The organism is Pararhodobacter sp., from assembly GCF_034676545.1.
Taxonomy (GTDB): Bacteria; Pseudomonadota; Alphaproteobacteria; order Rhodobacterales; family Rhodobacteraceae; genus Pararhodobacter.
The window spans coordinates 2,876,258-2,899,337 of record NZ_JAUCBZ010000015.1; the positions used below are offsets into that span (position 1 = coordinate 2,876,258).

21 protein-coding genes and 1 pseudogene are annotated in these 23,080 nt (G+C 62.8%); 12 read left to right on the plus strand and 10 right to left on the minus strand.

Annotated features, from left to right (window positions below; translation table 11 throughout):
• Positions 1–24 precede the first annotated feature (24 nt).
• The 3 genes from VDQ28_RS17540 to preA all read left to right on the plus strand — a co-directional run bounded on the left by VDQ28_RS17540 (position 25) and on the right by preA (position 3,876).
• Complete coding sequence (locus VDQ28_RS17540; RefSeq protein WP_323037157.1) at positions 25–960, plus strand: nucleoside hydrolase; 936 nt, start codon at positions 25–27, stop codon at positions 958–960.
• Positions 961–1,202: 242 nt separating this feature from the next.
• The gene (locus VDQ28_RS17545; protein ID WP_323037158.1) at positions 1,203–2,546 is read left to right on the plus strand and encodes an NAD(P)-dependent oxidoreductase; all 1,344 of its coding nucleotides are present in this window, start codon (positions 1,203–1,205) and stop codon (positions 2,544–2,546) included.
• Between the two features lie 25 nt (positions 2,547–2,571).
• Positions 2,572–3,876 (plus strand): NAD-dependent dihydropyrimidine dehydrogenase subunit PreA, encoded by a 1,305-nt coding sequence (preA, locus tag VDQ28_RS17550; RefSeq protein ID WP_323037159.1) that lies wholly within the window; start codon positions 2,572–2,574, stop codon positions 3,874–3,876.
• A 155-nt stretch (positions 3,877–4,031) separates the two neighbouring features.
• Here the strand turns inward: preA and VDQ28_RS17555 are convergent, their stop codons facing one another.
• The 4 genes from VDQ28_RS17555 to VDQ28_RS17570 all read right to left on the minus strand — a co-directional run bounded on the left by VDQ28_RS17555 (position 4,032) and on the right by VDQ28_RS17570 (position 7,347).
• Positions 4,032–4,457 (minus strand): hypothetical protein, encoded by a 426-nt coding sequence (locus tag VDQ28_RS17555; protein WP_323037160.1) that lies wholly within the window; start codon positions 4,455–4,457, stop codon positions 4,032–4,034.
• Positions 4,458–4,609: 152 nt separating this feature from the next.
• Complete coding sequence (gene eno / locus VDQ28_RS17560; RefSeq protein ID WP_323037161.1) at positions 4,610–5,887, minus strand: phosphopyruvate hydratase; 1,278 nt, start codon at positions 5,885–5,887, stop codon at positions 4,610–4,612.
• Positions 5,888–5,984: 97 nt separating this feature from the next.
• Entirely contained in the window at positions 5,985–6,860 is an 876-nt protein-coding gene (locus VDQ28_RS17565) for a DMT family transporter (protein WP_323037162.1), read from the minus strand.
• A gap of 61 nt (positions 6,861–6,921) precedes the next feature.
• Entirely contained in the window at positions 6,922–7,347 is a 426-nt protein-coding gene (locus tag VDQ28_RS17570) for a Fur family transcriptional regulator (protein WP_323037163.1), read from the minus strand.
• Positions 7,348–7,741: 394 nt separating this feature from the next.
• Here VDQ28_RS17570 and VDQ28_RS17575 point away from each other — a divergent pair, with 394 nt between their 5' ends.
• Positions 7,742–8,383 carry a DMT family transporter gene (locus VDQ28_RS17575; RefSeq protein WP_323038152.1) on the plus strand — a complete coding sequence of 214 codons (642 nt, stop codon included), beginning with the start codon at positions 7,742–7,744 and terminating at the stop codon, positions 8,381–8,383.
• Here the strand turns inward: VDQ28_RS17575 and aroB are convergent.
• Together aroB and VDQ28_RS17585 are read right to left on the minus strand one after the other, a co-directional pair.
• Positions 8,380–9,513 (minus strand): 3-dehydroquinate synthase, encoded by a 1,134-nt coding sequence (aroB, locus tag VDQ28_RS17580; protein WP_323037164.1) that lies wholly within the window; start codon positions 9,511–9,513, stop codon positions 8,380–8,382. The two genes, VDQ28_RS17575 and aroB, sit on opposite strands and share 4 nt — an antisense overlap.
• A gap of 27 nt (positions 9,514–9,540) precedes the next feature.
• Complete coding sequence (locus VDQ28_RS17585) at positions 9,541–10,086, minus strand: shikimate kinase (protein ID WP_323037165.1); 546 nt, start codon at positions 10,084–10,086, stop codon at positions 9,541–9,543.
• 158 nt (positions 10,087–10,244) lie between these two features.
• On the opposite strand from VDQ28_RS17585, the gene VDQ28_RS17590 reads away from it, so the two are divergent.
• The 3 genes from VDQ28_RS17590 (at position 10,245) to VDQ28_RS17600 (ending at position 12,965) form a co-directional block, all read left to right on the plus strand.
• Positions 10,245–10,409 (plus strand): hypothetical protein, encoded by a 165-nt coding sequence (locus tag VDQ28_RS17590; RefSeq protein WP_323037166.1) that lies wholly within the window; start codon positions 10,245–10,247, stop codon positions 10,407–10,409.
• A 65-nt stretch (positions 10,410–10,474) separates the two neighbouring features.
• Positions 10,475–12,010: a hypothetical protein gene (locus VDQ28_RS17595; protein ID WP_323037167.1), complete on the plus strand. Its 1,536-nt coding sequence runs from the start codon at positions 10,475–10,477 to the stop codon at positions 12,008–12,010.
• Between the two features lie 4 nt (positions 12,011–12,014).
• Positions 12,015–12,965 carry a tyrosine recombinase gene (locus tag VDQ28_RS17600; RefSeq protein WP_323037168.1) on the plus strand — a complete coding sequence of 317 codons (951 nt, stop codon included), beginning with the start codon at positions 12,015–12,017 and terminating at the stop codon, positions 12,963–12,965.
• On the opposite strand, the gene VDQ28_RS17605 is transcribed toward VDQ28_RS17600, so the two are convergent.
• Positions 12,962–14,569, minus strand: a complete 1,608-nt coding sequence (locus tag VDQ28_RS17605; RefSeq protein ID WP_323038153.1) for a chloride channel protein — start codon at positions 14,567–14,569, stop codon at positions 12,962–12,964. The two genes, VDQ28_RS17600 and VDQ28_RS17605, sit on opposite strands and share 4 nt — an antisense overlap.
• Positions 14,570–14,752: 183 nt before the next feature.
• On the opposite strand from VDQ28_RS17605, the gene VDQ28_RS17610 reads away from it, so the two are divergent.
• A complete protein-coding gene (locus VDQ28_RS17610; protein WP_323037169.1) occupies positions 14,753–16,129 on the plus strand; it encodes an FAD-binding oxidoreductase in 1,377 nt (458 codons plus the stop codon).
• 128 nt (positions 16,130–16,257) lie between these two features.
• Here the strand turns inward: VDQ28_RS17610 and ychF are convergent.
• Positions 16,258–17,356: pseudogene (ychF, locus tag VDQ28_RS17615) on the minus strand (redox-regulated ATPase YchF).
• A 59-nt stretch (positions 17,357–17,415) separates the two neighbouring features.
• A complete protein-coding gene (locus tag VDQ28_RS17620; protein ID WP_323037170.1) occupies positions 17,416–17,829 on the minus strand; it encodes a CopD family protein in 414 nt (137 codons plus the stop codon).
• Positions 17,830–17,930: 101 nt separating this feature from the next.
• On the opposite strand from VDQ28_RS17620, the gene VDQ28_RS17625 reads away from it, so the two are divergent.
• The 4 genes from VDQ28_RS17625 (at position 17,931) to VDQ28_RS17640 (ending at position 21,459) form a co-directional block, all read left to right on the plus strand.
• Complete coding sequence (locus tag VDQ28_RS17625) at positions 17,931–18,344, plus strand: VOC family protein (protein ID WP_323037171.1); 414 nt, start codon at positions 17,931–17,933, stop codon at positions 18,342–18,344.
• Positions 18,345–18,420: 76 nt separating this feature from the next.
• A complete protein-coding gene (gene trpA, locus VDQ28_RS17630) occupies positions 18,421–19,212 on the plus strand; it encodes a tryptophan synthase subunit alpha (protein ID WP_323037172.1) in 792 nt (263 codons plus the stop codon).
• 370 nt (positions 19,213–19,582) lie between these two features.
• Entirely contained in the window at positions 19,583–20,164 is a 582-nt protein-coding gene (locus tag VDQ28_RS17635) for a DoxX family protein (RefSeq protein ID WP_323037173.1), read from the plus strand.
• Positions 20,165–20,289: 125 nt separating this feature from the next.
• On the plus strand, positions 20,290–21,459 hold the full coding sequence (locus tag VDQ28_RS17640) for an alpha-hydroxy acid oxidase (protein WP_323037174.1): 1,170 nt from the start codon (positions 20,290–20,292) through the stop codon (positions 21,457–21,459).
• Positions 21,460–21,544: 85 nt separating this feature from the next.
• Here the strand turns inward: VDQ28_RS17640 and purF are convergent, their stop codons facing one another.
• Positions 21,545–23,005: an amidophosphoribosyltransferase gene (gene purF / locus VDQ28_RS17645; RefSeq protein ID WP_323037175.1), complete on the minus strand. Its 1,461-nt coding sequence runs from the start codon at positions 23,003–23,005 to the stop codon at positions 21,545–21,547.
• Positions 23,006–23,080: the final 75 nt, after the last annotated feature.

The following is a 23,080-nucleotide window of genomic DNA, read 5'->3' on the forward strand; positions in this document are numbered from 1 at the left end:
CAATTCCTCAGTCAGAGCCCTCAAATGACGCGCAAAATCATCATCGATACCGACCCCGGCCAGGACGACGCCGTCGCCATTCTTCTGGCATTGGCCTCGCCCGAGGTCGAGCTTTTGGGTCTGACCTGCGTTGCCGGAAACGTGCCTCTGGCCTTGACCACGAAGAACGCGCGCATCGTGTGCGAATTGGCCGAGCGTCCCGACGTCAAGGTGTTCGCCGGCTGTGACCGCCCGCTCAACCGTGACTTGGTGACCGCAGAATATGTTCATGGCAAAACCGGGCTTGACGGGATCGAATTGCCGGACCCGACCATGCCGTTGCAAGAACAACACGCGGTCGATTTCATCATCGACACCCTGCGGCAGGAACCCGGCGGCACCGTGACCCTGGTGCCCATCGGGCCATTGACCAACATCGCCACCGCCATGCAGCGCGCGCCCGACATTATCCCGCGGATCGCTGAGATCGTGCTGATGGGCGGCGGCTGTTTCGAGGGTGGCAATGTCACGCCCGCCGCAGAGTTCAACATTTATGTCGACCCGGAAGCCGCGGACATCGTGTTCCGCGCCGGTGTCAAGCTGACGGTCATGCCGCTGGATGTCACCCACAAGGCCCTGACGACCAATGCCAGAATCGACGCATTCCGCGCCTTGCCGGGACGTGTCGGCCCCGCCGTGGCCAGTTGGACCGATTTCTTCGAACGGTTCGACATGGAGAAATATGGCTCAGAAGGTGCGCCACTACACGACCCTTGCACCATTGCCTATCTGATCCAGCCCGACCTTTTCTCAGGCCGCCAGATCAACGTCGAAATCGAGACCACCAGCGCGCTGACCTTGGGCATGACGGTTGCGGATTGGTGGGGCGTGACCGATCGCGCGCCCAACGCGTTTTTTGTGAACGATCTCGATGCGGACGCTTTCTATACCCTCCTGACCGAGCGGTTGGCCCAGTTCTGATCGCACGCCATCGACACGCCATCGACACGCCGGGGGCGCGCGCCATGGGGCCGCGCCCTTTTTGCGTTGGTCTGGTTCTCCTGGGCGTCGGCATCTGGCAACCAACCCGCGCGCTTTCCCCCAACGTGTTCGAGGCCCCGCCTGACCTGGAAAAATCTCGCGCGCCTCTCATTTTTACCAGTTGATAAAATTTGCAACTGTGCCACTCTGGGGAAAACACCAGCCAACCCCGGAGGTAGCCCGTGACCAACTCTCCACAGACCGAAGGCATCGTGCCGTCGCGTCTTGATCGCGCGACTCTGGACGCGCATTTCGATGACCTCTATCCAATCCTCGACCCGCATGAGGCGCGTGTGGCGTCGGACCGGTGCTATTTCTGCTACGATGCCCCCTGCATCACCGCCTGCCCGACGGCCATCGACATCCCCTTGTTCATCCGCCAGATCCAGACCGGAATGCCCGAGGCGGCGGCACGGACGATCTTTGCGCAGAACATCCTCGGGGCAATGTGCGCGCGGGTTTGCCCCACTGAAACCCTGTGTGAAGGGGCCTGTGTGCGCCAAACCGCCGAGGGGAACCCGGTCGAGATCGGCCGCCTGCAACGCTACGCCACCGACGGATTTCTGCTCGCCAATGAGCACCCGTTCACCCGCGCCAATGCAACCGGCAAACGCATGGCGGTCGTCGGCGCTGGCCCGGCAGGTCTGGCCTGTGCGCATCGCCTGGCGATGAAGGGGCATGACGTGACCCTTTACGATGCGCACGCCAAACCCGGCGGACTGAACGAATATGGCATCGCGGCCTATAAAGCCGCCAACGGCATCGCCCAGGCCGAGGTCGATTGGCTGCTGCGCATCGGCGGTATCGACCTCGTCACCGGCACCACACTGGGCAAGGATATCTCGCTTGAGGAGCTGTCCGAACAGTTTGACGCCGTGTTTCTTGGCATGGGTCTGGCCGGGGTCAATGCCCTGAGCATTCCGGGGTCAGACCTTGAAGGCGTGCGTGATGCGGTTGATTTCATTAAGGATTTGCGTCAATCTGACGACCTGAACCAAGTTGCCATCGGGCGACACGTCGTGGTGATCGGCGGCGGCATGACCGCCGTGGATGCCGCCGTGCAATCGCGCCTTCTGGGGGCCGAACACGTCACCATGGTCTACCGTCGCGACCGCGAGGCGATGGCGGCTTCGGATTATGAACTCGACCACGCCGCAACCGAAGGCGTCAAGATCATCACCAACGCCATGCCCGTCGCCATTCATGGCAAGGGCAAGGTGCAGGAGATCGAGTTTTCTTATACCCGCAGCACCAAAAAAGGCCTTGAACCGACCGGCGAAACCTTCCGCTTGCGCGCCGATCAGGTGTTCAAGGCGATTGGCCAAACCCTCAGCGGTGCGCCTGCGGTCCTGAAATTGGATGGCGGCAAGATCGCGATCAACCCGGCCGGGCGCACCAGCCTTGCGGGCGTTTGGGCGGGCGGCGATTGCGCAACCGGCGGCGAGGATCTGACCGTGACCGCCGTTCAGCAGGGGCGCGATGCCGCCGAGGATATTCACGCGACTTTGACAGGGGCAGCGGGCTGAGGCTCGCGCGACCGAGGACATCATCATGGCAGACCTGACGACCAATTTCGCCGGAATCAAATCACCCAACCCGTTCTGGTTGGCCTCTGCGCCGCCAACGGACAAGGAATACAACGTCGTACGCGCCTTCAAGGCGGGCTGGGGCGGCGTTGTGTGGAAGACCCTGGGCTCCGAGGGGCCGCCGGTGGTCAACGTCAACGGCCCGCGATACGGCGCGGTCTATGGCGCGGATCGGCGGCTCTTGGGGCTGAACAACATCGAGTTGATCACCGATCGCCCGCTGGAAATCAACTTGCAGGAAATCAAGAAGGTCAAACGCGAGTGGAAAGATCGCGCGATGATCGTCAGCTTGATGGTGCCCTGTGACGAGGAAAGCTGGAAAGCCATCCTTGCCCGCGTCGAAGAGACCGATGCCGATGGTGTCGAGTTGAACTTCGGCTGTCCGCACGGCATGGCCGAACGCGGCATGGGCAGCGCCGTGGGCCAAGTGCCTGAATACATTGAAATGGTGACGCGTTGGGTCAAGAAACACTCGCGGATGCCCTGCATTGTGAAATTGACGCCCAACATCACCGACATTCGCGCACCCGCCGCTGCTGCCCACCGGGGCGGGGCAGATGCGGTCAGTCTGATCAACACGATCAACTCGATCACCAGCGTCAATCTCGACATTTTCGCGCCCGAGCCGACGATTGACGGCAAGGGCACGCATGGCGGTTATTGCGGCCCGGCGGTCAAGCCCATCGCGCTGAACATGGTCGCCGAGATCGCGCGCAACCCGGAAACCGCCAATCTGCCGATATCCGGCATTGGCGGCGTAACGACCTGGCGTGATGCGGCGGAATTCCTGTCGCTGGGGGCCGGTTCGGTCCAGGTCTGCACGGCGGCTATGACCTATGGCTTTGATATCATCAAGGAATTGACGGCAGGCCTTAGCCTCTGGATGGATCAAAAAGGGATTACGTCAGTCGATCAGGTTGTGCGCCGCGCGGTTCCGAACGTGTCCGATTGGCAGTATCTGAACCTCAACTATGTGGCAAAAGCCAAGATCAACCAGGATCTCTGCATCGAATGCGGCCGTTGCTTTGCCGCGTGTGAGGACACCTCGCACCAAGCCATCGCCATGTCCGAGGACCGGGTCTTTACCGTCAAAGACGACGAATGCGTGGCCTGCAACCTTTGCGTCAATGTGTGTCCTGTAGAGGATTGCATCACCATGGAGCAGCTACTGCCCGGCACCCTGGACGAAAGAACGGGGCAAATCGTCTCTGATACGCCCGCCGATTGGACGATGCACCCCAACAACCCGATGGCAAAGGCGGCCGAGTAGGGTTCTCAGCGACAACGGACAGGCGACTTCTTTGGCCGGCACGTTCACTCCCGACGTGCCGGTCTTTTTTGCGAGCGTCACCGACAAGGCCCGCCTCTTGGCATCTGCCGGGAAGGACACCTCACAACCCATCGCCAAACCGCAGTAATTCCCGATCAGACCTTGCGATCCAATGTGGCATCGGCACCGGGGTTGCGGTCCGTATTTTTGTACATTGTGTGGTATGTATCCGCCTCACTCCGCGCGCCAGCGTCCTTGCCGGGCCCGGCTTTCGTGGCGTCGTCAGGCGTCTCAACATCCGCTGTTTCCGCGTCGTGCACGGGCGTAGGATCAAGCTGCGAGGCGCGGATATCCTGCAGAACATTGATCTGGAATGTCGGTGGCGGTCCGACAGGCAGATCGCGTTGACGATCCATGCGGGCATCGCGCGCGTCCCGCGCCGGGTCGACGGGCCGCACCGCCGCCGCGCTTTCGGCCCCCTTGGGATGCGCGGCAAAGCTTCCCGCGTGGCCACCGACAGACACCTCTCGCGCCGAGCTTCCCGCGCCGACCGAGGATACGGGTGACAGTAGATCAGACATGACAGCCCCCTTTTGGATATGCTGACCCCAGTGTGCCACCGCTCCCTTAATGCCTGCTTAACTTTTAAAATTGTCGACAAAAAGGGCGCAGCAATCGCCACGCCCCTCAGGAAATCTTCATCGCTTTCGGTCAGCGCGCCCTCGCAGGCACGTCAGCCGCGCAGAATTGAACGTCCGGCATAGATCGCCGTCTCGCCCAGCATTTCCTCGATACGGATCAACTGGTTATACTTGGCCAACCGGTCCGAGCGCGCCAGCGAACCGGTCTTGATCTGCCCGCAATTCGTGGCGACTGCCAGATCGGCAATCGTGGCATCCTCGGTCTCGCCCGAGCGGTGCGACATGACGTTGGTATAGCGCGCGCGGTGGGCCATATCGACGGCCTCCAGCGTTTCCGACAGGGTGCCGATCTGGTTGACCTTGACCAGCATCGAGTTGGCAACACCCGCCTTGATGCCCTGAGCCAGGCGAACCGGGTTGGTGACAAACAGGTCGTCGCCCACCAATTGCACCGTATCGCCAAGCGCTTCGGTCAGCAATTTCCAGCCGTCCCAGTCATCCTCGGCGCAGCCGTCCTCGATGGACAGGATCGGATAATCGCGCACCAGATCGGCCAGATAGGCCACGTTTTCCGCCGCGGACAGGGACTTGCCCTCGCCGGTCATGACGTATTTGCCGCCCTTGTAATACTCGGTCGAGGCACAATCGAGCGCGAGATAGATATCCTCGCCCGGTTTGTAGCCCGCTTTTTCAATCGACTTCAAAATGAAATCCAACGCATCGCGGGCCGAAGACAGGTTCGGCGCAAAGCCACCTTCATCGCCGATTCCAGTCGATAAACCAGCGGCTTGCAGCTCTTTCTTCAAGGTGTGGAACACCTCGGAACCCATGCGCACCGCCTCACGAATGCTGGTGGCGGACACCGGCATGATCATGAATTCCTGAATGTCGATCGGGTTGTCGGCGTGCTCGCCGCCGTTGATGATGTTCATCATCGGCACCGGCAGGACCCGCGCCGAAGTGCCGCCAATGTAGCGGTAAAGCGGCTGGCCGGTGGCCTCGGCAGCCGCCTTGGCGACGGCCATCGACACGCCCAGAATGGCATTCGCCCCCAGGCGCGCCTTGTTCGGCGTGCCGTCCAGCTCGATCAAGGCGGCGTCGATGGCCTGCTGTTCCGTTGCATCCACGCCAACCAGGGCTTCATAAATCTCGCCGTTTACCGCAGCCACGGCGTTCAACACGCCCTTGCCCAGATAGCGTGACTTGTCGCCGTCGCGCAGCTCGACCGCTTCATGTGCGCCGGTCGACGCACCCGACGGCACCGCGGCGCGCCCCAGTGTGCCATCCTCCAGGATCACATCGACTTCGACGGTCGGGTTGCCGCGGCTGTCGAGGATTTCACGGCCGATAATATCCAAGATGGTGGTCATGAGGTGCCCCTCTCCTATGGCTGATTTCGCGCCTCTATACCGCCTGCCGGACGCCACTTAAAGAGCGTACCCTCGGGATATTGCGCCCGATCGCCGTTTAACGCGCTCGCTGGCGTCGGATCCGCATTTCGCGCATCAACGTATAGAGCCCCGCTGCCACGATCAACGCGGCTCCGACCAGGGTCAGCATTGCGGGACGCTCGCCAAACATGATCACCCCGATCATCATGCCGAACACCAATCGCGAGTAACGAAACGGGGTTGTCACCGCGATTTCGCCAGTGCGGGTTGCCAAAACCAGAGCAATATAGCCCAGAATCGCGGTCAACAGGGTCAGGGCCTGAAGCCCCCAATCGGCGGCGGCGGGCATGATCAACCCCTCGCCCCGCATCACCAGCAGGATCACACCGCCCGGGATCGCCGCGGCAAACCCCCAACCCGAGACCTGAATGGAGGCGATGTTTGCCGGCACGCGCCGCGTTGCCAGATCGCGCAGGGTCAGCGCCAAGACAGACCCCACAGGCAGCAACACATAGGGGTCGAAACCACTGGCACCGGGGCGCAGGATCATCAGGACGCCGATGAACCCGACAAGGATCGCGCTCCAGCGTCGCCAGCCGACGGGTTCGCGCAGAAACACAGCCGCCGCCAGCGTGACGGTCAGCGGCATCGCCTGCAAAACCGCCGTCACCACGCTCAGCGGCACCAAGGCAAGGCCCAGCAGCATGAAAACCACCGCACAGGCTTCCGCGAGGGTCCGCACCAGGACCGCGCCGCGCAATGCACGTCGATCGAAAAGGCTATGGCCCTGAATTTGCGCCACGATTCCGAACACCAGAATGCCGCCGACGCCCAGAAACAGACCAAGCTGCCCGATTGGAACCCGGTCCGTCAGGCCTTTGATCAGCGCGTCTTCGGCGGCGAATGCCGCCATGGAAGCCACCATGAAAAGCGGCCCGTGCAACGTATTCATGTTGTGCCCTTAAATTTGACCTTTTGGTCATACCCGGACCAGCGGGCCACCGAAAGGGGGCTCAACGCGGAGCCTTGACGCCATACAGCTCCAACCGGTGCCCTTCCAGCCGATAGCCAAGACGCCGGGCGATGGCTTCTTTCAGGGCTTCGATTTCGGGGTCGCAAAACTCTATCACCTCGCCCGTCGCCACGTCGATCAGATGATCATGGTGATCGCGGTCGGCGTCCTCCCAGCGCGCGCGCCCGTCGCCGAATTCGCGCCGCTCCAGCAAGCCGACCTCCTCAAAGGCCTTGACCGTCCGGTACACGGTCGCGATGGAAATCCCCGGATCCTTGGCTGCGGCGCGGGCATGAAGCGCCTCGACATCCGGGTGATCCTCGGCGGTTTCAAGGATTTGTGCGATGACCCGGCGCTGCCCGGTCAGGCGCAAACCCTTCGCCTCGCATCGCACTGTCAGCCCTTGCCGATTGTCGTCTTTGGTCATGTGATCGCCATTCACCCGAACTTCTCTAAGTCAACCTAAGGCAAACACCGGATTGGCGAAAGACCAATGAGGGGCTTGACCTGACCCGCGCATGTTGATTCACTTGTGCAGCAATTTCAAGTCACAGGATGTCCATGTCACAACCCCTTCGTCGGCCACTCGATCTTCAGGGGTTTTGGATGATGCTGGGTCTGGCCGCCCTGTTCGCGGCCAATAATGTCTTGATAAAACTTGGCAATCAAGGCCTTCAACCGGCGTTTTTCGCGGGCGCGCGGTCCGCGGTGGCAGCGCTGGCGCTTGGCGGCTGGATGGCCTGGCGCAGGATCTCACCGCGATTGGATCTCTGGCGTCCGGGCCTCGTGATGGGGGTGCTGTTCGCGGCGAATTCCTGTTTCTGTTCCTGGCACTCGACAACACCAGCGTGGTGCGCGCCTCGTCGATCTTTTATGCGATGCCGATCTGGCTGGCACTGGCCGCGCATTTCCTGTTTCCGGGCGAGCGCCTGACCCCGATCCGGTTTCTGGGGTTCCTGATGGGGTTCTCGGGCGTCGTCCTGACCTTTGCCGGGCGTGCGGATGCCGTGGAAGCGGGCAATATCTGGGGCGATCTGGCGGCGTTGATTGCGGGCGTGTCCTGGGCCGGAGTTGTGGTCGTTTCGCGCAAATCCCGAATGGGGCTGGCGCGGCCGGAAACGCAGATTTTCTGGCAGCTTCTGGTCTCGGCGGCGCTGCTATGCGCCGTTGCGCCGCTCTTTGCGGGACCGCTGGTGCGGGAGTTCGACGGGTATCAGGCGGTGATCTTCCTGATTCAGGCGCTCGGTGTCGCGGCGACCGGCTATGTGCTGTGGTTCTGGCTCCTGGGCCAATATCACGCCTCGGTTCTGGCCAGCTTCAGCTTCTTGACCCCGGCCCTGAGCGCCCTGCTGGGTTGGATGATGCTGGGCGAACCCGTCACCAGAGCCACGCCGATTGCGCTGGCTTTGCTGATCTCGGGGTTGGTGCTGATCAACCGCCGCCCGCGCAAATTGCCGGTTTAACGCCCGGCCAATGCCTCGTCGAGCAAGGCCGCCAAGGCCGCGCGCGGCACGTCGGCGGTGACGAAACTGTCGCCGATATCGCGCGCCAGGATAAACCGCATCGCCCCATCGACGACCTTTTTATCCTGCGCCATCAAGGCAATAAGCGCGTCGCGGCCGGGCAACTCTCCGGCAATATCCGCCAGGCTGCGCTTCATGCCCATATCGGCGAGATGTTCGGCAACGCGGACCGGGGCTTCTTGCGCGCACAGGCCCAGCCGCGCCGACAGATCGAACGCCAACTGACAGCCGATGGCCACGCCCTCGCCATGCAAGAGCCGGTCGGAATAGCCCGTCGCCGCCTCCAGCGCGTGCCCGAATGTATGGCCAAGGTTCAACAAGGCGCGGTCGCCCTGCTCGGTTTCGTCGCGCTCGACGATATCGGCTTTCATGCGCACGGCCCGCTGCACGGCCTGCTGACGCAGCCCCTTGTCACCCGCCGCCATCGCCGGACCATGCGCGCCCAGCCAATCGAAATACGCCGCGTCGCCCAGCAACCCGTATTTCACCACCTCGCCATACCCGGCCAGAAAATCGCGCGGGGTCATCGTGTCAAGCACGTCGATATCGGCCAGCACAAGGCTGGGCTGGTGAAACGCGCCGATCAGATTTTTGCCCTGCGGCGAGTTGATCCCGGTTTTGCCGCCGACCGAACTGTCAACCTGCGCCAAAAGCGAGGTCGGAATCTGCACGAACCGCACGCCGCGGCGCAGGATTGACGCGGCAAATCCCACCAGATCGCCGATCACCCCGCCGCCGAACGCCACGACCACATCACCACGCTCGACTTTTTGCGCCAGCAGCCACTCGACCGTCTGCTGCAAATGCTGCCAGCTCTTGGTCGCCTCGCCGGGCGGCAGGATCAGCGCCTCCAGTGTGATGCCACTGATGGCAAGCCCCGCACGCAGGGCCTCCAGATGCAAGCCCGCAACGGTCGCTTCGCTGACCACCGCCACCCGCGGACGCCGCAGCAACGGCGCGATCTCAGGCCCGGCACGCGCGATCAGCCCCTGCCCGACGCGCACGGTGTAAGAGCGCTCGCCAAGGCTAACGGCAACATCATCAATGGCGGGTCGCACGATATCAATCATTGGCAATCCTCGTTCATGGTCCAACCGTCAGGGGGCACCCAGCACATCCACGCGCGCGGACAGCGCCTCAACCACTTTTTCTGCTGTGGTTTCAATGGAGTATTCTGGCGTCGTCTGCACGATCAAATCGGCCTCGGCATAGGCGGGTTCACGGATCGTCATCAACTCCGCCAAGGTTTGACGCGGGTTCGGGGTGCGCAGCAATGGCCGCGTATCCTTGCGTTTCACCCGGTGCCACAGGGTGCTCAGATCCGCCTTGAGCCAAACCGAGACGCCTCGCCGCGTGATCAAATCCCGCGTCGCAGCCCGCAAAAACGCGCCGCCACCGACCGACAGCACGCAGGGCTCGGCGTCGAGCAGCCGGGCGATGACCTGCGCTTCCTTGTCGCGAAAAAAGGCCTCACCGTCGCGCGCGAATATCTCGGCGATCGTGGCATTGGCGGCGGTTTCGATCTCGGCATCGGAATCAAGGAACGGAACCCCGAGAAGCCGCGCAAGTTCCTTGCCGACGGCGGACTTTCCCGCCCCCATCATTCCCACCATCACCACGGTTTTCTTCAGCTTGGCCGTCATTACCCTGTCCTCGCCACATCACAGATGGGCGATATTGTGCTTTGTGTCCTTGAATGGCGTGATCTTGCGCAGAGTTCCAGTTATAAAACGCCTGAGACGCCTACACTACCCGACCATCTGCGGGTAGAGACGCAAGAACAAAAGAGGATTGAGCACCCATGTCTCGATATGATGACGGCCCCGGACTGTTTGGATATCTGTTTCGGCTGATCGTGATTCTGGCGCTGGTCGGCGGGATCGGGTTCCTGGCCTATGCCTATTTCGGCGATCTCAGCCAAACGCCAGAGCCGCGCAGCATCCCGATCGACATCAACGAAAGTTAAGCATTGTGGCCACGCGTTTCCGGTTTTTGTTCCAGTTTTCCGGGGTATCCACCCTGATATGCGGTATGGCCCTTTCCCTGACCTCGGCCGCCTCCGCGCAAGACCGAGCGCCGCTGTCGGCCATCGACTGGCTGCGCACGGATGACACGGTGCCGACCCCGGGGGCCTATCCCTTGACCCCGCCGCAACCCACCGCCGCCGATTCGGGGATCTCGGTACGCGCGCTCGATGCCCTGCGCCCTGAGGCCGCCGGTCTGTTTCCAGCGTCGCGCGTCGGCCTGCCCGCGACCTTGTGGGGCACGTCTTCGGCCAATCAATTGGCCGATCTGATCAGCACCCTGCCCACTGACATGGTGCCCGCGCTGCGCGATCTCAGCTTGCGTCTGCTGCTGGCAGAGTTCACCGCCCCGCTGCCTGAACCCGGCGTGACGCAAGACCGCACGCCCAGGTTTTTGCTGGCCCGCATCGACAAGCTGATCGAATTTGGCGCACTGGATCAGGCCGCCGCCGTGCTTGATACGCTGGACCCGGTGGATCCGGTTCTGCGGCTGCGACGGTTTGATATCGGGCTGTTGTTGGGGGATGAACATCAGGCCTGCATCGGCGTTCTGGCCCAGACGCCACCGATCGACAATGTCCCGGCGCTGGTGTTTTGCCAGGCGCGCGACGGCAACTGGGACGCTGCCGCCGAAATTCTGAACGACGCCACCGAGGCGCAAGCGATTTCCGACTATGACGCGGAGTTGCTGCTGCATTTCATCGAGGGTCACGAGGGGTTACCCGGCGCTTCGACCTTGTTACCGCCGCCGACCGGCACCCCCAGCCCGCTGGTCTGGCGTTTGCTCGAGGCCTCGGGCGACCCGGTGTCGACCTTGGGGTTGCCGGTTGCCTATGCCCATGCCGATTTGCGCGGCACGATTGGCTGGCGCGCGCAACTTGAGGCGGCGGAACGTCTGGTGCGGATGGGCGCGCTGTCGCCAAATCGTTTGCTGGGTCTTTATACCGAACGGCGCGCGGCCGCCTCGGGCGGCATATGGGAGCGTGTGCGTCTTGTGCAACAGCTCGATGAAAGCCTGCGCACGGATGATCCGGCCGTGATCGGTCCGGCGCTTTTGCAGGCCTGGCCACAAGTTCAGGCGGGCGAGTTGGAAGTCGCCATGTCAGAGCTTTATTCTCAGGCCTTGGGCCAGGTGCAGTTGACCGGGCGCGCCGCTGATCTGGCCTTCCGCATCCGGCTGCTGTCGGACAGCTATGAAACCGTGGCGCTGGGCCTCGACGCCACCCGGGCGAGCCCGGAACAACGGTTTCTGGCCGCCATCGCGCGCGGATTCGACCCGGCGGCGGCTGGCGCCATGCCTGGCGAGGTCGCGCAAGCCGTGGCGCTGGCCTTCGGGCCTGATGCCTTCGTGCCGCAACCATCCCTGGATGCCTTGGCCGAGGGTCGCCTTGGCGAAGAAATGCTGCGCATTCTCAACCGGATGGGCGGCCCCGGTGATCCGCGCGCCTTGTCCGAAGGCCTGGCGACCCTGCGGCATATGGGGCTGGAGGACATCGCAAGGCGGACCGCGCTGGAAAGCCTGATGCTGGAACGCCGTGGCTGACCCGATGCCGGAAATTTCCGACGCGCGCAGCATTTCCACCTTTCTCGATGCCATCGCCGCCGAACACGGTGCGGCGCGCAACACCTTGCTGGCTTATGGCCGCGATCTGGGCCACGCCGCCGACTGGTTCGCAGGTCACGCGACCGCGCTTGGCCGGGCAAAGTCCGACGACATCGAGGCCTATCTGGTATCGCTGGATGCCGAAGGTCTGGCCCGTGCGACCCGTGCGCGCCGCCTCTCCTCGCTCAAACAGTTCTATCGATTTGCCTATGATGAGGGTTGGCGCAAGGACAATCCGACGCTGCGCATTGATGGGCCGGGGCGTGCGGTGCGATTGCCCGGCACCCTGACCGAGGCCGAGGTTGCCGCCATGCTGGAGGTCGCCCGCGATCACGGCGCGGACACCGCCACCAAAGCCCGCAACGCCTGCCTTTTCGAATTGCTCTATGCCACCGGCCTGCGGGTGACGGAACTGGTCAGCCTGCCCGACAAGGCCCTGCGCGGCGCGCCGCAAATGTTGATGGTGCGCGGCAAAGGCGGCAAGGATCGTCTGGTTCCGCTGTCGGACCCGGCCCGCGCCGCCGTGGCGGTCTGGTTGCAGCACCGCGACAAATCCGAGGAACTGGCCCGCACCAGCGGCAAAGCCGCCTCGCGGTTTCTGTTCCCGGCACGCGGCGCCAAGGGCCACATGACCCGCGAGCGGTTTCACGGCTTGGTCAAAGAGGTCGCGCTGCGGGCCAATCTGGACCCGACCCGCGTCAGCCCGCATGTGTTGCGTCATGCCTTCGCCACGCATCTTCTGGCCGGCGGCGCGGATTTGCGGGTGATCCAGACGCTTTTGGGCCACGCCGATCTCAGCTCGACCGAGATTTATACGCATGTTCTGGATGAACGCCTGCGCAGTCTGGTGATGCAACACCACCCTCTGACCCGGGGCCCAAAAACCGCGGACTAGGAATGTTCCTCGGCGGCAATCGCCGCCAGGGCCTGATTGAACGCCTGCAACGCCTCGACATGGCTGATGCAACCGACTACCTGCACACCGTCTGCACCCGTCGTGGTTACCGCCAGATGCGACGCCCCCGAGCGTTTGAACCGCCACAATGCCTCCTTGAGCAGCGCATGCGCGTCAATCGCCATGCCATCCGCCGCCAGATCCTCGAGCACCGATCTGGGCAAGGCGCGCGGGCTGCCGGGGCGCTGGGTGATCCGCATGATCCCCACCAATTGCAGCAGATAGGCCTGCGGACCCTGCGCAATCGGCACCCCGCGCCGGGAAAGCTGCGACAAGAAGAACGAACGGTTCACGAACCGGCTGGCCACCGCCGTGGCCGTCGACACCGCCGCCAGCACCGCGATCGCAATTTGCCAATCCCCGGTCAGTTCAAACACGATCAGTGACGTGGACACCGGCGCGCCCAGTACCGCCGCCGACACCGCGCCCATACCGGCCAGGGCATAGGTCGTGGATGACCCGGAATAGGCCGGGATCAAGGATGTCGCGATCAGGCCAAAGGCCAGCCCGGTCAGCGCCCCCACCACCAGCGCCGGCGAGAATATGCCGCCGCCCATGCGCCCGCCCAGCGTGATCGACACCGCAATCACCTTGGCCACCGCGATCAGGATCGCCTCGGTCAACAGCATTTGCCCGGTCAGGGCCAAGGTGGTGACCTCATAGCCGATGCCGATGACCTGCGGCGCGACAATCGCGATGGCCCCCACCATCGCCCCGGCGATTGCCGGACGCAGCCAGCGCGGAAACCCCAGCCGCGCCTGAACTGAGCCGAACAGATCCTCGGTCCAGAAAATCGAGCGCATCAGCGCCAGCGCCACCAGGCCACAGACCAATCCCAGGATCAGGAAGGCCGGGATTTCCCAATAAAACGCAACCGTATTGAACACCGGCAAGGTGAACTCTGCGACATTGCCGAAATATAGACGATTCACCACCGTGCCCATGACCGACGCAATCGCGATGGGCGCGAAGGCGTGCAGCGCGTAGTGGCGCAGAACGACCTCCATCGCAAAGATCGCCCCCGCCAGGGGGGCGTTGAACGACGCTGAAACCGCCCCCGCCACCGCGCAGCCCAACAGATCGCGCCCGGTGACGCCACTGGCATCAATCCGCGTCGCCATCCAGGTCGAGATCGTCGCCGCCAGATGCACCACCGGTCCCTCGCGGCCCGACGATCCACCCGATCCCAACGTGATCAACGACGCCGCCGCCGAGGCCAACCCCTCGCGAAACTCAACCCGGCCCCGGCGCAGCGCCGCGCCCTCGATCACATCGGCCACCGCGCGCACCCGGGCGTCGGCGGTGAATTTGTGCAAGATCACACCCACCACCAGCCCGCCTGTGGCCGGGATCAGGATCAGCAAGAACCACGGCATCTCGGAGGCCGCGCTGAAGACATTCTGATCATCGGCCCCATACAGCAGGCTTTCCATCGCCCCGATCCCGGCCCGAAACCCCAGCGCCGCCAGACCTGCCGCAATCCCCAGAAAAAACGCCATCACCCAGAACAGCACTTGTCCCGGCCCGCGTTTGCGCACCCGCATCAAGCCCAGCCGATACAATCTGTGCAAACGAGTCTGCTGTGATATGGGTGTCTTGGCCACGCCCTGCCCCTATTTGGTTCTCCACGAAAACCGCAGATCGCACCCGGTTGCAAGGACTACGAGCCACTGGAATTGCCGAACTGGCCGCGCTAGGCTCAAGGTCCAGCACCCGAGGAGACCAGGATGACCGCCCAAACCGACGCCTTCGAGGCCCTCGAAGCCCTGCTTGGCGCGCGCTTTACCCGCGCAACTGCCGACCGCAACCTGCATGGCCAATCGGAAAGCCATTTTGCGCCGATGCCCCCCGATGCGGTGGTCTATCCGCAGACGACGCAAGAGGTCTCGCAGATTGCCAGGATCTGCTCTCAGGCCGGTCTGCCGATGATCGGCTGGGGGGCCGGCACCTCGCTGGAGGGGCACGCCATCGCCCCGCGTGGCGGTGTTACTGTCGATTTCAACCAGATGAACAAAGTGTTGGAAATCGTCCCCGAAGACATGGTCGCAACCCTGCAACCGGGGATCACGCGCGAGGCCCTGAACACCGAATTGCGCGCGACGGGGCTGTTTTTCCCGGTTGATCCGGGGGCCAATGCCAGCCTTGGCGGCATGGCCTCGACCCGCGCCTCGGGCACCACGGCGGTGCGGTATGGCACGATGCGCGCGAATGTGCTGGGGCTCGAGGTGGTGCTGGCCGATGGGCGCATCATCCGCACCGGCACCCGCGCGCCCAAATCCGCGACCGGCTACGACCTGACGGCGCTGTTTGTCGGCTCCGAGGGAACCCTTGGCCTGATCACCGAATTGACCGTCAAGCTGCATGGCCAACCCGAGGCCATCCGCGCGGCGGTCTGTGCCTTCGAGACGTTCGAGGGCGCGGTAAACGCCGTGATCGCCACGATCCAGTCCGGGATCCCCATGGCGCGGATCGAATTCGTGGACCGTGCCAGTGCCGCCTATTTCAACAAGGCCACCCAAGCGGGATGGCCCGACGCGCCACATCTGATGCTGGAGTTTCACGGCACGGACGCGGGCGTTGCCGAACAAGCCCAGCGATTCAGCGAGATTGCCACGGATTTTGGCGGTCTGGGTTTCCGCTGGGCCGAGAAAACCGAAGATCGCACCGCGCTTTGGGCGATGCGCCATAATGCCTATCGTTCAGCGTTGCAGGCCTATCCCGGCCGCGACCCGATCACCACGGACATTTGCGTGCCGATCTCGCGGCTGGCCGAAGCGGTCGAGGAAACCGCCGCCGAGATTGCCGCCTCGGGCGTGCCGGGGCCGATTGTTGGGCATGTGGGCGACGGCAATTTCCACGCGCTGCTGCTGCCCCGGACGGGTGATGCGGTGGAATGGGAAAAGGCACAAGTGCTGGCGGCGAATATGGCCGAGCGCGCGCTGCGCCTGGGTGGCACGGTCAGCGGCGAACACGGGATCGGCATGGGCAAGATGAAATACATGGCCCGCGAGCACGGCGACGGCTGGGCGGTGATGAGTGCTATCAAGGCGGCGCTTGACCCGGATGGCGTGATGAACCCCGGAAAACTGGTGCCCGGCAATTGAGCGGGTGAACGAGAGCGTGCCGTCGGGGCATCGAGCCCCTCGGCCCGCGTGGGGCCAGCCCCTAACACCCCGTCAAAGGGGTTTTCCACCCCTTTGAAAACCCCGAGGATATTTTTGCGAACAAAGACTCAGGCGTTGAACAGGAAGTGCAGGACATCGCCGTCCTTGACTTCGTAGGTCTTGCCTTCGACGCGGAATTTTCCGGCTTCCTTGGCACCTGCTTCGCCGTTGCCAGCGATATAGTCCTTGAAGGCGATGGTTTCCGCGCGGATGAAGCCTTTCTCGAAATCGCCGTGGATCACGCCCGCCGCACCTGGTGCCAAGGTGCCTTTGGCGATCGTCCAGGCGCGGGCCTCTTTGGGGCCGACGGTGAAATAGGTTTGCAAGCCCAGCAATTCGTAGCCGGCACGGATCAGGCGATCAAGCCCGGCCTCTTCGAGACCCATTTCCGCCAGGAACAGGGCCGCTTCTTCGGCGTCGAGCTGGCTGATTTCCTCTTCGATCCGGGCGGAAATGACGACCATGCCCGCGCCTTGACTTTGCGCCATTTCGGCCACGCGCGCGGTTTGGCTGTTGCCGTCGGCGGCCGAGGATTCCTCGACGTTGCAGACATAGAGCACCGGCTTCGAGGTCAGCAATTGCAGCAAGCGCCAGGCCTTCTGGTCATCCGCGGCAATGGTCACGCTGCGGGCCGGGCGCCCCTCTTCGAGGGCGGCTTGTGCCATGGCCAGCAGACGGTCCTGATCGCCAGAACTCCTTGTCACCGCCGCGCATCTTGCGCACGAGGTTCGCGCGCCGCCGCTCGATGGATTCAAGGTCGGCCAGCATCAATTCGGTTTCGATGGTTTCGGCGTCGGCGACCGGGTCGATCTTGCCTTCGACATGGGTGATGTCGCCATCCTCGAAACAGCGCAGCACATGGGCGATGGCGTCGCATTCGCGGATATTGGCGAGAAACTGGTTGCCCAACCCCTCACCCTTGGAGGCGCCACGCACAAGGCCGGCGATATCGACAAAAGTCATGCGCGTGGGGATGATCTGCTTGGAGCCGGCGATCCTGGCCAGTTGGTCCAGCCGATCATCGGGCACCGCCACGTCGCCGACATTGGGCTCAATGGTGCAAAACGGGAAATTAGCCGCCTGCGCCGCGGCGGTTTTCGTCAATGCGTTGAACAGGGTCGACTTGCCAACGTTCGGCAGACCCACGATCCCCATTTTAAAGCCCATCATTCCCTCCGGCGCTTGGTCGTCGCGCTTCTAGGACAGGCCGGGGGGCGAGGCAAGCGTCAGAACGGTTTGACGACTACAACCCAGAGGATCGCAATGACTCCGATCACGCTGATCTCGTTGAAAATGCGCAAGAACAGATCGGATTCGCGAAACTCGCCGCGTTTGGCACGCACCACCATGACCCCGGTCCAGACATAATGCGCGGCCAGAACCGTGACCATCGCCAGCTTGACATGGACCCAGGGGGCAAAGGCCCAGACCTGCCAGCCCAGCCACAGCCCGGTCAGCAGCGCGATCACGCCCAACCCGGCTGAAAAGCGGTAAAGCCGCACGGTCAGGTCGCCGGTCGGACCAAATTCGCCCAAGCGGGCAAATTCGCGCTTCCAGTAGATCAGCGCGCGCGGCACGGCAAAGATGCTGGTCATCCAGCCCATGACGCATAGAATATGTATGATCTTGATCCAGTCCATGCCCGCTGGATGCCGAATTGCTCGCACCGATGCAAGCCAATATCGGGCTTGATCTGCAGGGTGGTGCGGCTCAAACTGCGGTTTTTATACCCGAGGTTTCCATGCCCCTGTCCCCCTATCTGCATTTTGACGGCACCTGCGCCGAAGCCCTGCGGTTTTATGCCGAGGTCTTTGGCGACCCAGCACCTGACATCCGAACCTTTGGTGACATGCCCGATATCCCCGACGACTGGGACAAATCCCGCGTCTTGCATGGCATGGTCCGCATCGCAGGTGGAGAGCTTATGGCGTCGGATTCGCCGACCGGGATGCCCACCGAGCCGCAGGCCGGCGTGTCGATCAGCGCGACTTTGCCCGACGACGCCAGCGCGCGTGCCGTCTTTGATCGCCTGGCCGAGGGCGGCGCGGTGGTGATGCCCTATGAGAGAACCTTCTTCTCGACAGGGTTCGGCATGGTCAAGGACCGGTTCGGCACCCATTGGATGGTGTCGATCGACGAGCCCCTGCCCGCCTGAAGGCTTGGCCCGCGTGAGGTCTTGATTTTCCCGGCCTGACCGTGCAAGTCGATGGTTGATCAAGCCGGGGACCGCCATGACCAGAATTGACGACACTTTCGCCCGCCTGCGCGCCCAGAAGCGCAAGGCATTCGTGACCTATATCATGTGTGGCGACCCGGATCTGGAGACCTCGCTGACGGTGATGAAGGGTTTGCCGGGTGCGGGGGTCGATATCATCGAACTGGGCGTGCCGTTCACCGATCCGATGGCCGATGGCTCGACCATTCAACTGGCGGGTCAGCGGGCGCTCGATCAGGGGATGACGGTGGATAAGGTTCTGGACGTGGTGCGCGCGTTCCGGGCGGGTGATGATGTGACGCCGATTGTCTTGATGGGCTATTACAACCCGATCTATTCGCGCGGCGTCGACCGGTTTCTGACTGAGGCTGTCGAGGCGGGGATCGACGGGTTGATCATCGTCGACCTGCCGCCCGAGGAGGATGCGGAACTGTGCCTGCCGGCGCAGAAAGCGGGGCTGAACTTCATCCGGCTGGCCACGCCGACGACCGATGATAAACGCCTGCCGAAGGTTCTGACGAACACCTCGGGGTTCGTCTATTATGTGTCGATCACCGGGATTACCGGCGCGGCGGCGGCGCAGGCGGCGGATGTGGCCCCAGAGGTGGCGCGGATCAAGAAACAGACCGAACTGCCGGTGATCGTGGGGTTCGGGATCAACACGCCCGAGGCGGCGGAAAACATCGCGTCGGTGGCGGATGGATGCGTGGTGGGCTCGGCAATCGTGGCGCAGATCGGCGCCGGAAAACCGGTTGACGAGGTTCTGAAATTTGTCGCGGGGCTGGCCGAAGGCGCGCATCGGGGATGACGGCTGTCCCCCCGTGGGACATCTGCACAACCGTTGAATATCAAGAGCTTGACTTGCAGGCTTAACCTGTTGGCAAGGACGTCTCACGGGGTTTCGCGCGCTTCAGCGCGGCTGCCGACCGTTGACACCTGACGTCAAACCATCACCATCGCGCCCCCTTGTTTGGCGGCGCGCCGCGCCATGATCGGCGTCTGGCCATGCGACATTCCATCGCGGCACCGGGCGCTGGTTCGGGTGTACCATGGTCCTCACTTGCCTGAGTCGTTCTGCGTGCCTTTCACTCCGACCAGACCGTGCGATTTCAAAGTCGGGGCCAGCCAAAGACGACGGTGTTTCGCGTCTCGATCCTGTTCGAGAGAAAGGAAGCCCAATGTCACAAGATTTCACGACCACGCGGGACCGCCTCTATTTCCCGTTCCTTTCCGGCTTCTACAACAGCTTTGCGCAGCCGGTCGGATGGCTCGCGTTCCGGATCATCATCGGCGGAATGTTGGCATATGAGGGCTGGAACAAGGTTCAGAACCCAATGGGGCTGGCGGGCTTTGTCGAAAACCTTGGCATCGGCCCGGGCTGGTTTTTCTCGCCGCTGATCGCGGTCACGAATTTCGTCGGCGGCTTGCTGATCGTCTTCGGCGTCCTGACCCGGCCTGCGGCCCTCGCCAATGCCATCATGCTGCTGGTAACCTATTGGTTTCATGTGACTCATCCCTATGGCGATGCGTTCCTGACCCCGGCGGGGATCGAATACCTGAACGCCAATACCGACCTGCTGACCGGCGCCGGACAGCGACAGTTGCTGGCCGATGGCGGCGCGCGTTTCTTGTCCAGCCCGACCGGCGTGCAGCTGAAAGCAGAGCTGAACTCGCTGTTCTGGACGGCTGGCGCGGCGATCATCGCGGCCCTGGGCGGTGGCAAACTGTCGGTTGATCGGATGATGCGCAAGGAATTCTGAAAGCCGGGCCGGTCAATGGCCTTGCCCGGCCCCCCTTGACACCCCTCCCCGAGATGCGCAGTGCGCTTGCCAGAGCCCCGAGCCAGTGGTAAACAAACCTTACCAATTCGCGGGAAGGGAGCCCTATGCCAGTCATCACCACCATCGAGGATTTGCGCAAGATTTACGAACGGCGCACCCCGCGCATGTTTTACGACTATTGCGAATCCGGCAGTTGGACGGAACAGACTTTCCGCGAGAATACCAGCGATTTCAGCAAGATACGGCTGCGCCAGCGGGTCGCGATGGATATGAACAACCGCTCGACGGCCTCGACGATGATCGGCGAGGCGGTGTCGATGCCGGTCGCCTTGGCGCCGGTTGGCCTGACCGGGATGCAATGCGCCGACGGCGAGATCAAGGCCGCGAAGGCCGCCGAGGCGTTCGGCGTGCCCTTCACCCTGTCGACCATGTCGATCTGTTCGATCGAAGATGTCGCAGAAAACACCTCCAAGCCGTTCTGGATGCAGGTTTATACGCTGAAGGACGATGATTTCATGCGCCGCCTGTTCGACCGGGCCAAGGCCGCGAAATGCTCGGCGGCGGTGATCACGGTCGATCTGCAACTGCTGGGACAGCGCCACAAGGACCTGAAAAACGGGTTGAGCGCGCCGCCAAAACTGACGGTGAAAAGCGTCGCCGACATGATGACCAAGGTGCATTGGGGCCTTGGCATGTTGGGCACCAAACGGCGGTTTTTCGGCAATATCGTCGGCCATGCGCATGGGGTGACGGACCCTGGGTCGTTGCATACCTGGACGGCCGAGGCGTTTGATCAATCGCTGGATTGGAACCGGATCCGCGAGTTCCGGGCGATGTGGGACGGCAAGCTGATCATCAAGGGGATTCTGGACGCCGAGGACGCCAAACAGGCGCTGAATGTGGGCGCCGACGCGATCATCGTGTCGAACCACGGCGGGCGGCAGTTGGATGGCGCGATGTCATCAATCCGCATGTTGCCGATGATCATGGATGCGGTCGGCGACAAGATCGAAGTGCACCTGGACAGCGGCATTCGCAGCGGTCAGGACGTGCTGAAAGCCTTGGCGATGGGTGCGCAGGGCACCTATATCGGGCGGGCCTTTGTGTATGGTCTGGGGGCCTATGGCCAGCAGGGCGTGACAAAGGCGCTGGAGGTGATCCGCAAGGAGCTGGATGTGTCGATGGGGCTTTGTGGCGTTCAAGACGTCAACGCATTGAGCCGCGACAATCTCTATGTGCCGCAAGGGTTTGAGGACCCGACTGTGCAGATATAGCACCTGGCGCAATTGTCAGACATATATTGTAAGACATTAAAAGGGGTTGCTGGCGCACCCCTTTTTCTTGTTTTACTTCAGTCGGTTATTCGGCGGCTTTCACCATGAACCCACGTTCGATCATATCCGAAGGGGCAATCGGATAATCGCCCGAAAAACAGGCGTCGCAGAATTGCGGGCAAGCCGAGTTGCGGCCCTTGGCCTCGCCGGCCGCGCGATAAAGCCCGTCAAGCGAGATGAACTTGAGGCTTTGCACGCCGATATAGACGCGCATCTGCTCCTCGGTCATGTTCGCGGCCAGCAGCTTGGAGCGTTCGGGCGTATCCACACCGTAAAAGCACGGCCATTGGGTCGGCGGGCTGGCGATGCGGAAATGGACCTCGGCGGCCCCGGCTTCGAGGATCATTTCCTTGATCTTGAGGCTGGTGGTGCCGCGCACGACGCTGTCATCGACCAGCACGATCCGCTTGCCCTTGACCAGCGCACGGTTGACGTTGAGCTTCAGCCGCACGCCCATGTTGCGGATCTGCTCGGAGGGCTCGATGAAGGTGCGGCCCATATATTGGTTGCGCACGATGCCCATGGCATAGGGAATGCCGGATTCCTGGCTGAAACCGATCGCCGCGGGCGTGCCCGAATCGGGCACCGGGCACACCAGATCCGCCTCGACCGGGGCTTCGCGGGCCAGTTCCACGCCGATCTGGCGGCGGGTTTCATAGACCGAGCGCCCGCCCAGAATCGAATCAGGGCGGCTGAAATAGACATGCTCGAAGATGCAGAAGCGCGATTGCGCGCGCTCGAAGGGCCGCGAGGAGGTCACGCCCTTGGCGTCGATGACGACCATCTCGCCCGGCTCGATCTCGCGGATGAATTCGGCGCCGATGATGTCCAGCGCGCAGGTCTCGGACGACAGGACCCAACCGTCGCCCAGCTTGCCCAGAACCAGCGGGCGCACGCCCAGACCGTCACGCGCGCCGATCAGCTTGGTGCGGGTCATGGCCACGATGGAAAACGCCCCCTCGACCCGGCGCAGCGCGTCTTTCAGGCGCTCGGCGATGGTTTTCTGGATCGAGCGCGCCATCAGGTGAATGATGCATTCGCTATCCGAGGAGGATTGAAAAATCGACCCGCGATCAATGAGTTCGCGGCGAATCGCGGCGGCGTTGGTGATGTTGCCATTATGGGCAATCGCCGCCCCGCCCATCGCGAATTCGCCAAAGAAGGGCTGCACATCGCGGATCGCGGTGGCCCCTTTGGAGCCGGCGGTCGAATAGCGCACATGCCCGAGGCCAATCGCGCCGGGCAGCGTTTCCATCAGCTTGGCCGAGGTGAAGTTGTCGCGCACGAGGCCGAACCGATGCGCGGATTGGAACCCCTGTTGCGGGCTGTGGGTGATGATGCCCCCGGCCTCTTGCCCGCGATGTTGCAAGGCGTGGAGGCCCAGAGCAACGAAATTGGCCGCGTCGGCAACGCCGATGACGCCAAAAACGCCACACTCCTCTTTCAGCTTGTCATCGTCGAATGGATGGCTGAGCCAAGGCTGCATGATCGGACCCTTTGGAATGGTGCTGACGCTGCGATGCGCTCCGTTTAGGCATTTGGCCCGGTCGGGGCAAGAGCC